The sequence below is a fragment of the Streptomyces sp. NPDC037100 genome (genome assembly GCF_055606225.1).
Genome location: NZ_JBVJSX010000002.1, coordinates 460539 through 474395 on the forward strand (window position 1 = coordinate 460539; position 13857 = coordinate 474395).

At 70.1% G+C, this 13857-nt stretch carries 10 protein-coding genes; 3 read left to right on the forward strand and 7 right to left on the reverse strand.

Translation table 11 applies throughout. The features are described from left to right. Positions 1 to 376: 376 nt before the first annotated feature. The gene (locus tag ACZ7EG_RS07215) at positions 377 to 589 is read right to left on the reverse strand and encodes a DUF397 domain-containing protein (RefSeq protein WP_471073538.1); all 213 of its coding nucleotides are present in this window, start codon (positions 587 to 589) and stop codon (positions 377 to 379) included. Between ACZ7EG_RS07215 and ACZ7EG_RS07220 the strand changes: the two genes are divergently transcribed. After that, on the forward strand, positions 491 to 880 hold the full coding sequence (locus ACZ7EG_RS07220) for a hypothetical protein (protein ID WP_471073541.1): 390 nt from the start codon (positions 491 to 493) through the stop codon (positions 878 to 880). The two genes, ACZ7EG_RS07215 and ACZ7EG_RS07220, sit on opposite strands and share 99 nt — an antisense overlap. Before the next feature lie 206 nt (positions 881 to 1086). On the opposite strand, the gene ACZ7EG_RS07225 is transcribed toward ACZ7EG_RS07220, so the two are convergent. Continuing rightward, positions 1087 to 2916 carry a phosphoenolpyruvate carboxykinase (GTP) gene (locus ACZ7EG_RS07225; protein ID WP_471073543.1) on the reverse strand — a complete coding sequence of 610 codons (1830 nt, stop codon included), beginning with the start codon at positions 2914 to 2916 and terminating at the stop codon, positions 1087 to 1089. A gap of 326 nt (positions 2917 to 3242) precedes the next feature. On the opposite strand from ACZ7EG_RS07225, the gene trhA reads away from it, so the two are divergent. Both trhA and ACZ7EG_RS07235 read left to right on the forward strand, forming a co-directional pair. Beyond that, entirely contained in the window at positions 3243 to 3956 is a 714-nt protein-coding gene (trhA, locus tag ACZ7EG_RS07230; RefSeq protein WP_466769821.1) for a PAQR family membrane homeostasis protein TrhA, read from the forward strand. A gap of 238 nt (positions 3957 to 4194) precedes the next feature. Beyond that, positions 4195 to 4932: a Mut7-C RNAse domain-containing protein gene (locus ACZ7EG_RS07235; RefSeq protein WP_471073548.1), complete on the forward strand. Its 738-nt coding sequence runs from the start codon at positions 4195 to 4197 to the stop codon at positions 4930 to 4932. Positions 4933 to 5002: 70 nt separating this feature from the next. Here ACZ7EG_RS07235 and ACZ7EG_RS07240 read toward each other — a convergent pair whose 3' ends face one another. From ACZ7EG_RS07240 to ACZ7EG_RS07260, 5 genes are all read right to left on the reverse strand, one after another. Next, on the reverse strand, positions 5003 to 7405 hold the full coding sequence (locus ACZ7EG_RS07240) for a galactose oxidase-like domain-containing protein (protein ID WP_471073551.1): 2403 nt from the start codon (positions 7403 to 7405) through the stop codon (positions 5003 to 5005). Beyond that, positions 7389 to 8597: a glycosyltransferase gene (locus ACZ7EG_RS07245; RefSeq protein ID WP_471073554.1), complete on the reverse strand. Its 1209-nt coding sequence runs from the start codon at positions 8595 to 8597 to the stop codon at positions 7389 to 7391. Before ACZ7EG_RS07245 ends, ACZ7EG_RS07240 begins: the two co-directional genes overlap by 17 nt. After that, complete coding sequence (locus tag ACZ7EG_RS07250) at positions 8594 to 10243, reverse strand: ArnT family glycosyltransferase (protein ID WP_471073557.1); 1650 nt, start codon at positions 10241 to 10243, stop codon at positions 8594 to 8596. Before ACZ7EG_RS07250 ends, ACZ7EG_RS07245 begins: the two co-directional genes overlap by 4 nt. After that, positions 10240 to 11523 carry a glycosyltransferase gene (locus ACZ7EG_RS07255; protein WP_471073560.1) on the reverse strand — a complete coding sequence of 428 codons (1284 nt, stop codon included), beginning with the start codon at positions 11521 to 11523 and terminating at the stop codon, positions 10240 to 10242. The genes ACZ7EG_RS07250 and ACZ7EG_RS07255 overlap by 4 nt, the downstream gene beginning before the upstream one ends. 146 nt (positions 11524 to 11669) lie before the next feature. Continuing rightward, entirely contained in the window at positions 11670 to 13703 is a 2034-nt protein-coding gene (locus ACZ7EG_RS07260) for a thioredoxin domain-containing protein (protein WP_471073563.1), read from the reverse strand. Between the last annotated feature and the right edge of the window lie 154 nt (positions 13704 to 13857).

The following is a 13857-nucleotide window of genomic DNA, read 5'->3' on the forward strand; positions in this document are numbered from 1 at the left end:
ATTGCTCTCTGGGTGATCGCGATAACAGCTGGCATCATCGTCGGTATCTTGACAGTCGATTAAGTCTCTTACGCTCTGGTGCGGGCCCGTCGAACGAGCGTACTTGCCGCTCTCGGCGGGCTGGTACTGACCGCCATGACCATGGCCCGCCGGAGACCGAGGAGGTGAGCGCGATGTCCCACGCCGCCGCGTTCACCGTTGCGGCCCTGTGCGCGATCGCGTGCGTCCTGTGCCTGCTCACTCCGGGATCGAACAGCGGCCCTCTCTATCGCGTGGCGATCCTCTCTGGCTTGATGGCTGTCATCTGCTTGGTGCAGGGCCTCCGCACACGCCGGTGATGAGCGGGCACCGACTCCGCCTTGGTGAGCCGAAGGGGTCATGCGGCAGGTGCCGACTTGAGGGACATGACGAAGGACGTCCAGGCCGGGGCGGTGATGGTGAGGAGCGGGCCGTGAGGGACCTTGGAATCACGGACGGGAACGACGGCGGTGTGGGCGTCGCACACTTCGACGCAGTTGCCGCCGTCGCCGTTGCCATAGGTGCTCTTGCGCCAGCGGGCGGCGCCGGGGAAGGCCTCGGCTACCTCCACGCAGGGGTCACCGATCCCGACCCCCGGGCGCTGCCCGTCCTGGTCGGAAGGGTCGGAGCGGCCGGCGCCGGGGCCGGGGCGGAATCCGGCCGAGGGCTGGCGCTGCTCGACGCGCTGGCCGTGCGGTGGGGGGTGGAGCAGGAGGCCGGCCGCAAGACCGTGTGGTGCGAGCTGTTCACCGGCGCCGACACCATCGCCGTCACCGCTGCCGACACCCCGAACACGCCCGAGCGCCCCGGTCGACGTAGGCGGTCGGCCGGAGCGCTCGGTCATCCATCGGCACGTTCGTGAGCCCGCGGGGCGGGCCGCGCCGAAGCGGGCGGGAGTGGGCCTGTCGAAGCCTGGTTCCGTCGGGGCGGACGGAGGGCGACGACCGGCCCGGAAAACCCCGCACGCCGTTGTGCGGGCCCCGCCAGTCGGTTCCGCGGCCGGCCGTGACGATATTGCTGGTCAGGGCACTGTCGGTTCCAGCCGGCCGCGGAGTACAGGGGGTGGGATCAGCCGAGGCGCTCCACCAGGGCGCGGTACTCGTCCCACAGTTCCTTCGGGGTGTGGTCGCCGAAGGTGTTGAGGTGCTCGGGGACCAGGGCGGCCTCCTCGCGCCAGACCTCCTTGTCGACCGTGAGGAGGAACTCCAGGTCGGAGTCGGCCAGTTCCAGGCCGTCGGTGTCGAGGGCCTCCTTGGTCGGCAGGATGCCGATCGGCGTCTCGACGCCCTCGGCCTTGCCGTCCAGGCGCTCCACGATCCACTTCAGGACGCGGCTGTTCTCACCGAAGCCGGGCCAGACGAACTTGCCCTCGTCGTCCTTGCGGAACCAGTTGACGTAGTAGATCTTCGGCAGCTTGGACTGGTCCTTGTCCTTGGCCACGTCGACCCAGTGGGCCATGTAGTCGCCCATGTTGTAGCCGCAGAACGGCAGCATCGCGAACGGGTCGCGGCGCAGCTCGCCGACCTTGCCCTCGGCGGCGGCGGTCTTCTCGGAGGCCACGTTGGCGCCGAGGAACACACCGTGGTTCCAGTCGAAGGACTCGGTCACCAGCGGCACGGCGGTGGCGCGGCGGCCGCCGAAGAGGATCGCCGAGATCGGCACGCCCTTGGGGTCCTCCCACTCGGGCGCGATGATCGGGCACTGCGAGGCCGGGACGGTGAAGCGGGCGTTGGGGTGCGCGGCCGGGACGCCCGACTCGGGTGTCCAGTCGTTGCCCTTCCAGTCCGTGAGGTGGGCCGGGGTCTCCTCCGTCATGCCCTCCCACCAGATGTCACCGTCGTCCGTCAGCGCCACGTTCGTGAAGACGGAGTTGCCCCACAGCGTCTTCATCGCGTTGGCGTTGGTGTGCTCGCCGGTGCCGGGCGCGACGCCGAAGAAGCCGGCCTCGGGGTTGATGGCGTAGAGGCGGCCGTCCTCGCCGAAGCGCATCCAGGCGATGTCGTCGCCGATGGTCTCGACCGTCCAGCCGGGGATGGTCGGCTCCAGCATGGCGAGGTTGGTCTTGCCGCAGGCGCTCGGGAAGGCGGCGGCGACGTACTTGGCCTCGCCGCGCGGCGGGGTCAGTTTCAGGACGAGCATGTGCTCGGCGAGCCAGCCCTCGTCACGGGCCATGACGGAGGCGATGCGCAGGGCGTAGCACTTCTTGCCGAGCAGGGCGTTGCCGCCGTAGCCCGAGCCGTAGGACCAGATCTCGCGGTCCTCGGGGAAGTGCGAGATGTACTTGGTCTGGTTGCAGGGCCAGGGGACGTCCGCCTGGCCGGGCTCCAGCGGGGCGCCCAGGGTGTGGACGGCCTTGACGAAGAAGCCGTCGGAGCCGAGCTCGTCGAGGACGGCCTGGCCCATGCGGGTCATGGTGCGCATCGAGACGGCGACGTAGGCCGAGTCCGTGATCTCCACACCGAGCGCGGACAGCGGCGAGCCGAGCGGGCCCATGCAGAAGGGCACGACGTACATGGTCCGGCCACGCATCGAGCCGCGGAACAGACCGCCCTGGCCTCCGGAGCCCTGGAAGATCTCCCGCATCTCGGCGGGGGCCTTCCAGTGGTTGGTCGGGCCGGCGTCAGCCTCCTTCTCGGAGCAGATGAAGGTCCGGTCCTCCACGCGTGCGACGTCGGTGGGGTCGGAGGCGGCGTAGTAGGAGTGGGGGCGCTTGATCGGGTCGAGTTTGCGGAAGGTGCCCTTCTCGACGAGCTCCCCGCACAGGCGCTCGTACTCGGCCTCGGATCCGTCACACCAGACCACGTTGTCCGGCTGCGTCAGTTCGGCGATCTCGTTGACCCACGAGATCAGTCCCTGATGGGTGGTGGGGACGGTGGGAGCCGCGATGTCGCGCGCCACGATTGCTCCTAAATGAGGGATTTTTTGATGTGGAGGCCCCGTGGGGGCTGCGACCCGGATGCTTCAGGGTGGATCTTGGCGCTCATCCGGTGCCGACCGCACTCATTTGATCATCCGACGTACGCGCCCATCTGTCCAGAGGAGCGCACAGGTGAGCAACGTGAGGCTCGCCACGGTTTCCGACGGCCGCTTTACGTGCACGTTGCGTTCACCTGGCAGTCCGTTTGCGTGACCGTCGCCGGACCAGGGTGAGAGGATGGCCACTCTTCGCCCATCAATCGGCGGCACTGATACGTGACTTACGGTTCCGTAGCTACCATTCGGCCATGACTGCGTTCGTCCCCGACGCGCCCACGGACTCGGCGGCCGACGGCCACGGTCCGAAGGCGCTCTCCCTGCCACACCCGGTGAAGCCGAAGCTGCGCGGCTGGCTGCACCTCGGCATGTTCCCGGCCGCACTGATCGCGGGTCTGGTGCTCACGGCCCTCGCCGACTCCACCAGAGGACGTATCGCCTGCGGCATCTTCGCCCTGACCGCCTGCCTGCTGTTCGGTGTGAGCGCGCTGTACCACCGGGGCGACTGGAGCCCCCGCATGGACGGCGTCCTGCGGCGGCTGGACCACGCCAACATCTTCCTGATCATCGCGGGCACGTACACGCCGCTGACCATGCTGCTCCTGCCCGGCGCCAAGGGGCAGTGGCTGCTGTGGGGCATCTGGGCCGCGGCCGTGGCCGGCATCCTCTTCCGCGTCTTCTGGGTCGGCGCCCCGCGCTGGCTCTACACGCCCTGCTACATCGCGATGGGCTGGGCGGCGGTCTTCTACCTGCCGGACTTCATGCGGACCGGCGGCATCGCCGTCTTGGTCCTGGTCGTCGTCGGCGGCCTGCTCTACAGCGCGGGCGGCGTGGTCTACGGGATCAAGCGGCCCAACCCGTCACCGCGCTGGTTCGGCTTCCACGAGGTGTTCCACTCCCTCACCCTGGCGGCCTTCATCACGCACTACGTGGGCATCTCGCTGGTGGCGTACCAGCACGGATAGCTCCCTCTCACCCCTTCGGGCCACGGCTTCCGGTCGTGGCCCGACGCATGCCCGGATCACTCCGATGGCCGACAATGCCCCCACGGCGGCCCCCGCACCACCGCCGCCGACCACCCCCAGCGGGGGCTCCGGGAGCGGAATCCGGGATCTCGCCGGCCGCGTCCTGGGCGTCCCGGAGCACGGCCCGCCGACCGGAAAACCCTGAGGCCGGCGCACCGCGCCATGGCATCCTGACCGGGTGAACGGTCCCGAGATCCAGGTCGAGTTCGCACCCGAGCTGCACGTGTTCGTGCCCAGGGCCCGAGCGGACGGCGCCGTGCGGGCCGCCACCGACGGCGTCTCCAGCCTCGGCCATGTCATCGAGTCGCTGGGCGTACCGCTGACCGAGGTGGGCGCGCTGGTCGTGGACGGCCGCGAGGTGCCCTTCGCGCACGTCCCCGCGGCCGGCGAGTCGGTGGCCGTGCGCACCGTGGCACGCCCGCAGCAGGTCCCGGGCGCTCCCCTGCGCTTCCTCCTCGACGTCCACCTCGGCACGCTGGCCCGGCGGCTGCGGCTGCTCGGTGTGGACACGGCCTACGAATCGACCGACATCGGCGACCCGGCCCTCGCGGCGCGTTCGGCCGCCGAGCAGCGGGTGATGCTGAGCCGCGACCGGGGGCTGCTGCGGCGGCGCGAGCTGTGGGCGGGGGCGTTCGTGTACAGCACGCGGCCCGAGGAGCAGCTGCGGGACGTGCTGGAGCGGTTCCGGCCCGAGCTGCTGCCCTGGACGCGCTGCACCGCCTGTAACGGGGTGCTGCGTGAGGCGACCAAGGATGAGGTCGCCGACCAGCTGAAGCACGGGACGCATGCGACGTACGACGTGTTCGCGCAGTGCACGGCGTGCGGCCGGGCCTATTGGCGGGGTGCGCACCACGAGCAGCTGGAGGCGATCGTGGAGCAGGCGGTCGCGTTCGCCCGGAGCGCCGTCGACGGTTGAGCGCCGTGGGGGACTGCGCGGCCGTCGTGGCCCGTCGCACAGTCCCCCACGCCCCTGAAGGGGCGTCCCTCTAGCGCTTCGCCGGGTCCCCCTTGCCGCAGGCGATTCCGTCCCTGTTCCTGTCCAGGCCCAGCGGGTCGTCCTTGCCGTTGACCTTCAGGCGGCCGTAGTCGTTCGTCTTGAGCCACTCGCAGCGGGCCGCCGTCGTCTTCTTCACCTCCGCCGGGAAGTCCGTCGGCACGCAGACGTTGATCGAGCCGTAGTGGCGGTCGCAGCCCGAGATCGTCGGGCTGACCTTCTGGGAGGCCCGCTTCTTTCCGGGCCTGACCACCCTGCCCGTGGGCGCGTCCGCGAAGTCGTGGACGTGGGCCGAGGCGTCCGTCGCCTTGAGGGCCTGGGGGCCCCGGAGGTGCACCCACTTCGCCACCGACGGCACCCCGTTCGCGTCGACCGCGAAGAGCATGTACCAGCCGGGCGGGGCCAGGTTGGGGTTGCTCGTCACGTTCAGGTCGACGTTGTTGCCGTCGACGGACAGCGGCAGGTCCACGAACCGCTGGTTCGGGTCCGAGGAGTGCGTGACGGCGGCCGGGCGGATCAGCTCTGCCTTGGCGATGGGCCGGTCGACGGTGATCCGCTGGGTGTCGCCGTAGTTCCACTCGGTGTCGATGACGGAAGTGATCGCCGGACGCGGGCCCTTGAACAGGTAGGGCGGGCTGTAGACCGACACGTCGTGGTTCCACGTGCCGTTGCCCGGGTTGTCGCCGGTCGTCATCACACGGCCGTCGGGGAGCAGGAACGCCGAGGAGTGGTAGCCGCGTGCCTCGGGGTCGACGGCCACCGGGTCGAAGGTCTCCGACGCGGGGTCGAAGATCGACGTCTCGTACACCGGGTCGGCGCGGTTGTGCAGCGCGCCGCCCGTCTCCAGCACCTTGCCGTCGGGCATCAGCACCGCGGAGACGTACATCTTGCCCTGGTTCCCGGTCTGCGGGACCGGACCGTTGCCGAGGTCGACCGCGCCCTGCGGGATCGGCGGACCGGCGACGTACGACGGGTTCGGCTGCTTGAGGTCGATGATGTCGGTCAGGCGGTTCGCCTCCGGGTTGGAGTCGATGTTGCCGCCGCCGAGGGTGAGCACCTTCTGGTCCTGCGCCGGAGGCAGCAGCACGCTCGCCGACTGGTCGCGCTCGTCCTTGTTCCGCAGGCCCGGCACCTGGGTGGTGGTGTTGGCGTCGTAGTCGTAGATCGCGGAGCCGGTGCCGGGGATGTTGTTGCCGAAGACGTGGCTGCCCGAGTAGAAGAGGCGGCCGTCCTGCATGAGGATCATCGACGGGTACAGGCCCCAGTACGACCAGGTCTGGTTGACCTTCCACAGCGGCTGCCACTGCTGCTCGGCCTCGGAGAACAGCTCGGCGGTGACCGATCCGGTGGAGTCCTCGCGCAGACCGCCGAAGGAGATGACGTCACCGTTGCCGAGGATCGTCGCCGACGGGTACCAGTGCCCGTCGTTCATGTCGTTGGTCCTGGAGTAGGTCTCGGTCTCCGGGTCGAAGACGTACGAGTCCTTGAAGCCCTCGTAGCCGTGTCCGCCCGGCACCGGATACGCCTTGTTTCCGCTCATCACCAGCACGCGGCCGTCCTGGAGCTGCACATGGCCGGCGCAGAACATGTCCTTCGGCGTGGGGATGACCTTGTAGGTGCCCTTCTGCGGGTCGTACACCGCCGAGGTGAAGGTGCCGGCCTCGAACATCGACTCGTCGTTGCCGGAGCCCGCGATCAGCAGCACCTTGCCGCCCTGCAGCACGACCGAGTGCATGGAACGCACCGGGTTCTGCGTGGGCAGCACGTCCCACTTGCCGTTGGCGCACTGCTCGGCGGTGCCGGTGCACGCGGGCGGCAGGACCGGGTCGGGGACCTGGTCCATCGTGTAGTCGTCGGTGGTGGCCGAGCCGGTGCCGTAGACGGAGACGCCCCAGGAGATGCGGTCCGTGCCGGCCGGGACCTCGGGGGTGCGGACGGTGGCCTCGGTCCAGGTCCCGGCCATGTCCAGCGTCTTGAGGTCGGTCCAGTACTGCCAGCCGGCGGTCGTGTCGTGCCGGAACAGGGTGATCGCCGCGTCCGGGGTCGTCGTCTTGTACCAGAGGCCGAGGTCGTACTGCTTGCCCGGCGTCACCACCGGCGCGCACGCGGCGGACTCGGTGATCAGCGCCTTGCGGTCGCCGTCGATCCGGCGGGTCAGCTCGACCTTCATGGCCTTGGAGCCGGAGTGCGCGTCGGCCGTGGTGGTGAAGGTGAAGTCGTTGTCGCCCCAGCCGGACTTCTCCCAGCAGTACGGCATGTCGCCGGTGCCGGCGGTCTCGAAGCCCGGGTTCTTGATGAGGTTGGCGGCGGAGGCGGACTGGGGTGCGGTCAGGAGCAGGCCCGAGGTGAGGCCCGCCACGGCCAGGAGTGCGGTACTTCTACGACGTCTGTTCACACGGCTCTCCTTGCTGTGCGGTGCTCCCGCGCGCGGGCTTCTCACGTCCCCGGCGCGGCAGGTAGACCAGCGCTTCGGTCGCGGCGAAGCGCAGGACGAACGTCGTCACCAGCGCGAGCGCGGTGGCCGACAGCACGCCCAGGTGGAACTGGTGCACGAACAGGGCGATCAGCGGGATGCGCAGCACCAGATCGGCGTTGGCGAGCAGCGCGAACCTCCCGGCCCGGTCCCACCAGCGCCGGTGCCGGCGCCGCTCGCGGAACAGCAGGTGCTCGATGAGCACGAAGTTCCAGGCGACGCCGAGCTGGTTGGCGAGGATCTCCGCCGGTACGTAGTGCATGCCGGCGGCGGTCAGCGCCCACAGGCCGACCAGGTTCGGCACGAAGCCGGTCAGCCCGATCAGGCCGAACCCGATCATCCGCGCGACCGGCGAGGCGGCGCGCAGCCCGGCCAGGTGGCGCAGGAAGCGCAGGCCCTCCTGCGCGGTCGACTTGGACTCCCCGGCGAACCGGTCCTGGAAGACGAACGGCACCTCGGTGACCGTGCGCGGGCGGCTGCGGACGGCGAGTTCGAGGAGGATCTTGTAGCCGAGCGGCTGGAGGACCTCGGCGGTGACCGCGCTGCGGCGGATCGCGAAGAAGCCGCTCATCGGGTCGCTGATGCCGTGCAGCCGGCGCGGGAACAGCGCCTTGGTCAGCCAGGTCGCCCCGCGCGAGACGGCCACCCGGTAGCTGCCCGCGAGCCCGGCCCGGCTGCCGCCCTTGATGTACCGGGAAGCCACGACCAGCCCGGCGTTGGCGCGTTCGCCGGTGGCGACCAGGTCGGGCACGAGGGACGGCGGGTGCTGGCAGTCGCCGTCCATGACGACGATCCAGTCGGACGTGGCCGCCTTCAGGCCCTCGACGACAGCGCCGCCGAGCCCGCCCACCGGCTCCTCGCGGTGCAGGACGGTCACGGGGAACGGGCAGTCCTGCGCGGCCTCCTCGATGACCTCCGGCGTGTCGTCGGTGGAGTCGTCCACGAAGACGACCTCGCAGGGCAGCCGGGCCGGGACGGCCTCGGTGATCTGGCGCAGCAGCTGCCGGACGTTCGCCGACTCGTTGAACGTGGGTACGACGATGGTGACGGCGCCCGGCTCGGGGATCTCGGCGGTCTCGACGACCTCGCTGGGGACGGTGGACTCCTGGCTCATCGCGCGCCTCCGGCGGACGTCTGGATCTGGCGGATCTCGATGCGGTCCTCGCCGGTGCCGAAGGTGGCGACCGGCTCCGAGTGCTCCATGGCGGCCTTGACGTTGGGCAGGTCGGCGGCGTCCCGTCGCACGGTCGGCGAGGCGACGACGTAGTCGAGGTCCTTCCAGCCGCGCGGCATCGTCTTCGTCACCGCCGGGTCGAGGTCGGCCTTGTAGAACCAGATGACGCCGAGGCCGGGCCGGTAGCCCTGGTGGACCAGGTCCAGCCAGAGCGCGTCGTCGACCAGCACCCGGGTGCGCTCCGGGTCCTCGACCTCCGTGGCCAGCCACTTCGACGCGGCCTTGTAGGGGGCGTTGGCGTCGGTGGTGACGGCCGTGCGGGCACCGTCGTACCAGTGCGGGACGACGTAGGCGCCGGCGGCCAGGGCGAGGACGGCGGCGAGCGCGTACCGGCCCACGCTGACGTACCGTTTCTCCGCCTCGGAGCGCCAGCGGCTCAGCACGGCGTGGGCGACGGAGGCGGTGCCTCCGGCGAGGACCAGCGCGAGGAACGGCAGGGCCTGGATGACGTACATCGCGGGCAGGTAGCCGTTCGGGCGCAGGGCCAGCGCGGCGAAGACCGCCACGGCCAGGGCCGGTCCGGCCAGGGCGCGGGCGGTGACCGACCAGCGCCAGGTGACGAGCAGCAGCAGGGCGCCCGCGAGGCCCCCGAGGGGCAGGATCCTGTCGTAGTACAGCCACGACTGGAGCACGCCCCAGGAGCCCGAGCCCTGGTCGAGGATGAACCCCGAACCGGGTCTGGTCATCTGGTACTTGACGCCGTCCCAGAGGGACACGTGCCCGGCACCCGGCAGCAACTCGCCCTTGAGCAGGGCGAACAGGGGGTAGGCGAAGCCGATCAGGGTGCAGGCCGTGACGGCTCCGGTGAGGGCGAACTTGCGGGTGTCCCGGTGGCTGTGGCGCCACATGGTAAGGAACAGCGCAGGCAGGACGACGAGCATCGTCTCCTTGGTGAGCACGGCCGTGGCGGCCGCGATGCCCGCACCGAAGTGGTGCCAGAGGTGGCGGCTCGGGGAGGCGGCCAGTGTGAAGGCCAGCAGCGTCCACATCACCGCGAGGTTGTCGAGGAAGATCTCCCGCTGGAGGACGACCGACAGCGGCGAGAGCCCGAAGAACACCATGCCGAGCGCGGCCGCCCAGCGGGGCAGCGCGAGGCGCCGGCCCAGCACGAACACCAGGACCGCGCTGATGCCACTGATCACCAGCATCGCGGCGCGCATGGTGCCCACCGTCATCGACTCGGGACTGATCAGCGCGGGGATCCAGGTCAGTACGGCGATCTGTATCCAGCCGAGCGGCGGATGGTCGTACCAGTAGGTGTAGTGCGCGAGTCCTTCGCCCTGCTGGACCGACCAGGCCTGGGCGAGGTAGGTGCCCTCGTCGTCGCTGAGGGCCGGGTAGTCGGCGATGTTCCAGCCCTGCACGACGAGGATCGCCAGGAGGAGGACGCCGCACAGGAGCAGGTCGGGACGCGAGGAGCGCAGCCGGTTCGGCGGCTCGAGTCGCCGGTGCGCACCGGTGCGGGGCGCAGGCCCGCGCTGCGCGGGGACTTTCGGAGTGGTCACCGCGGGAAGGGTGGAGGTCACGCGGGAACGTCCTCTCGGGTCGCTTCCGGCCGGGTCACGGCCGTCTCGTCGAGGTGCGCGCCGACGTGGGTCGTCAACTCCCAGTCGTTGCGGCCGCGTTGCTCACGCCACACGGCCCGCACGGCCGCACCGGCGAGAAGGACCTGGTAGAAGGGGCCGCCCACGATCAGCTTCAGGTAGTGCGTGAAGCGGACGCGCAGCCCGTACTGCTTGCCGAAGTCGTGCAGTCCGACGATCTCGAAGACGAAGGTGACCAGGGCGGTGACGGCCGGCAGGAAGGTGACGAAGGCGATGCCGACGGGCACGTCCAGGAACAGGGCGATCGCCACGTTGAGCGGGATGATCAGGCCGGTGAAGGCCTGCATGAACGGCGTCATCAGGGTGTAGCGGGCGAGCAGCCGCTGCCCGAGGGTGGGCAGTTGCTTCCAGTCCTTCTTCCGGTACACCTGCAGGAAGCCCTGGTTCCAACGGGTGCGCTGCTTCAGCAGGGACATCAGCGAGCCCGGGGTCTCCTCCCGGGTCACCATGTCGGAGTCGTAGGCGACGACGACCTTCTTGCCGACGCTGGACAGGCGCACGCCCAAATCGCAGTCCTCGGCGAGGCAGTTCGGATCCCAGCCGCCGGCTTCCCTGAGGACGTCCGTGCGGACGAAGACGGTGTTTCCGCCGAGCGGAATGAAACCTTTCTGCGCGTGCAGATGGAGCCGCGAGCGGAACCAGAAGAAGTACTCCAGACAGTTGCGCAGGCTGTACCAGCTGGAGTGGAAGTTGATCAGCTGCACCCCGCCCTGCACGACGTCCGCGCCGGTGGTGAGGAAGGCGTGGTCGACGTGGGCGAGGAGCTCGGGATGGACCTGGTCCTCCGCGTCGAAGACCCCGACGACGTCGCCGCGGCAGTGCGGCAGCGCCGTGTTCATGGCCTTCGGCTTGTTCTTCTTCTCGTGGGTGTCGACCACGACCCGGACCCGTGGGTCACGCGCGGCGGCCGTCTCGGCCACCGCGGTGGTCTCCGGGTCGTCGTGACCGACGATCACGATGATCTCGAAGTCGGTGTGGCTCGACTCCAGCAGCCGCTGGATGGTGTGGTCCAGCACCGCCTGTTCGTGCCGCGCGGGCAGCAGCAGCGAGAAGGAGACGTGCTCGTCCCCGTCCGGACTGCTGAACCGGGTGGAGGCGAGCACTTCCGGCGTACGCCAGGCGTGCATCTGCCACCACAGGGTGAACGCCGCCATCCAGAACAAGGCAAGCGAAACGGCAGCGATGAAGACAGACGTCAGCAAACAGATCCCCCCAGATCTCAGAACCCCCGGTCGTGACGGTGGGCCGGTACGGCCTCGCCCGCCACGTCACCGTGCAGAGATTAGGGGGGAACTGTGAAGCCTGGAGGCTGTTCGGATAAAGAGCATGTTTCCGTTGATACGTGACTTCAGCCACTCAAGACCGTACTGAGCCGGTCAGGCTCGGTTGTGGGGGCGTCACAGGTGAAGTTACGGCAGACGTACGCGGCCGGTTCACCACCGACCAGCGGACGGTCCGCGAGCAGGGGAAACTCCTCGCTCCCCGCGACACCCACCGCGACCACCGCACCGGGCGCGGTGCCCAGAAGTGCCGTGCGGTGCAGGGTCCTCGTGCCCTCGTCGTCGAGGGCCGGACCCACGATCGCCACCTCGCGCGGCCCGTCCAGCACCGCCTCCGCCGCGGCCAGCCCCCAGCCGATGAAGCGCGGCACCCTCGGCCCCAGCGCCTTCACGACACCCAACGCCCTCTCGGCGGCGGTGCGGTGAGGCTCGGACCCCGTGTGCGCGGCGTAACTCAGCAGGGCGTTCGCCGCCGCGGTCCATCCGGACGGGGCCGCGTTGTCGGTCGGGTCCTGCGGGCGGCGGATCAGCCGCTCGGCGTCGGCCGCGGTGTCGTACAGCGCACCCGACTCGGGGTCGGTGAAACGGACCACGACGTGATCGAGGAGGAACCCGGCGAACTCCAGCCAGACGCCCTCCCCGGTGACCGACGCGAGCGCGAGGAAGCCCTCCGCCACATCCGCGTAGTCCTCCAGGACACCTGCGTTGGCGCCGGCGTGGCCGTCCTTGCTGGTGCGGGTGAGCCGGGCCTGCTCGTCCAGGTGCAGCCGGACGAGGAGGTCGGCGGCGGCGACGGCGGCCTCGACCAGGTCGGGCCGGTCGAAGTAGGCGCCGGTCTCGGCGAGCGCGGCGATCGCGAGGCCGTTCCAGGCGGCGACGACCTTGTCGTCCCGGCCGGGCGCGGGCCGCCCGCTCCGGTGCGCCAGCAGCCGCTCCCGGATGGAGGCGACCCTCCCCGCGTCGACGAAACCGTCCCGCACGGGCAGTTGGAGGACGGACGCGCCCTCCTCGAAGGTCCCCTCCTCGGTCACCCCGAAGTACTGGGCCGCCAGCTCGGCGTCCTGCTCGCCGAGGACCTCCCGCAACTGCTCCGGCGTCCACACGTAGTACGCGCCCTCGACGTGCCGGCCCGTGCCGTCGTCGCTGTCGGCGTCCAGCGCGGAGGCGAACCCGCCCTCGGTCGTGCGCAGTTCACGCACCATGAAGTCGGCGGTCTCCAGGGCGACGCGCCGCGCGAGCTCCGAGCCGGTGGAGCGCCAGAGGTGGGCGTACACCCGGCACAGCAGGGCGTTGTCGTACAGCATCTTCTCGAAGTGCGGCACGACCCAGTCGCGGTCGACGGAGTAGCGGGCGAAGCCGCCCCCGAGCTGGTCGTACATACCGCCCCGGGCCATGCGCTCGCAGGTGTCCTGCGCCATCTGCAGGGCCCCCTCGGCGCCGGTGCGGGCGTGGTGGCGCAGCAGGAACTCCAGCACCATGGACGGCGGGAACTTCGGCGCCCCGCCGAATCCGCCGCGCTGCGGGTCGTACTCCCGGGTGAGCCCGAGCAGCGCCTGCGCGAGCTCCTCCTCGCCGGGGGTCCGCGCGTCGCCGTAGGAGATCTCCCGTCCGGCCAGATCCCGGACGATCTTCCCCGCGACCTCGGTCACCTCGTCCCGCCGCTCGTCCCACGCCTGGTGCACGCCCTGGAGCACCTGCCGGAACGAGGGCATGCCCTGGCGGGGGGCGGGCGGGAAGTACGTACCGAAGTAGAACGGCTCGGCGTCCGGGGTGAGGAAGACGGTCATGGGCCAGCCGCCCTGCCCGGTCGCCGCCTGCACGGCCTCCATGTAGACGGCGTCTACGTCGGGGCGCTCTTCGCGGTCGACCTTCACGCTCACGTAGTGCGCGTTGAGGTACTCGGCGGTCTCCTGGTCCTCGAAGGACTCGTGCGCCATGACGTGGCACCAGTGACAGCTGCTGTATCCGACGCTGAGCAGCACGGGCACATTCCGCTTCCGGGCCTCCTCGAAAGCCTCTTCCGACCAAGGCCACCAGTCGACGGGGTTGTCGGCGTGCTGGAGCAGGTACGGGGACGTCTCATGAGCCAGTCGGTTCGGCATGCTTCCATCCTGCCTCACAGCGGCCACCCGGCCACGGAACGCGCCCCCTCGCGCGAGGGGCGGCTCGTAGGTCACCGGACCGCAAACGTTGATCGTCGCCCCCTCGCGCTCGCGCCTCCCACCAAGGACACTCTTAGGCAAAGGAGTTGTGGCC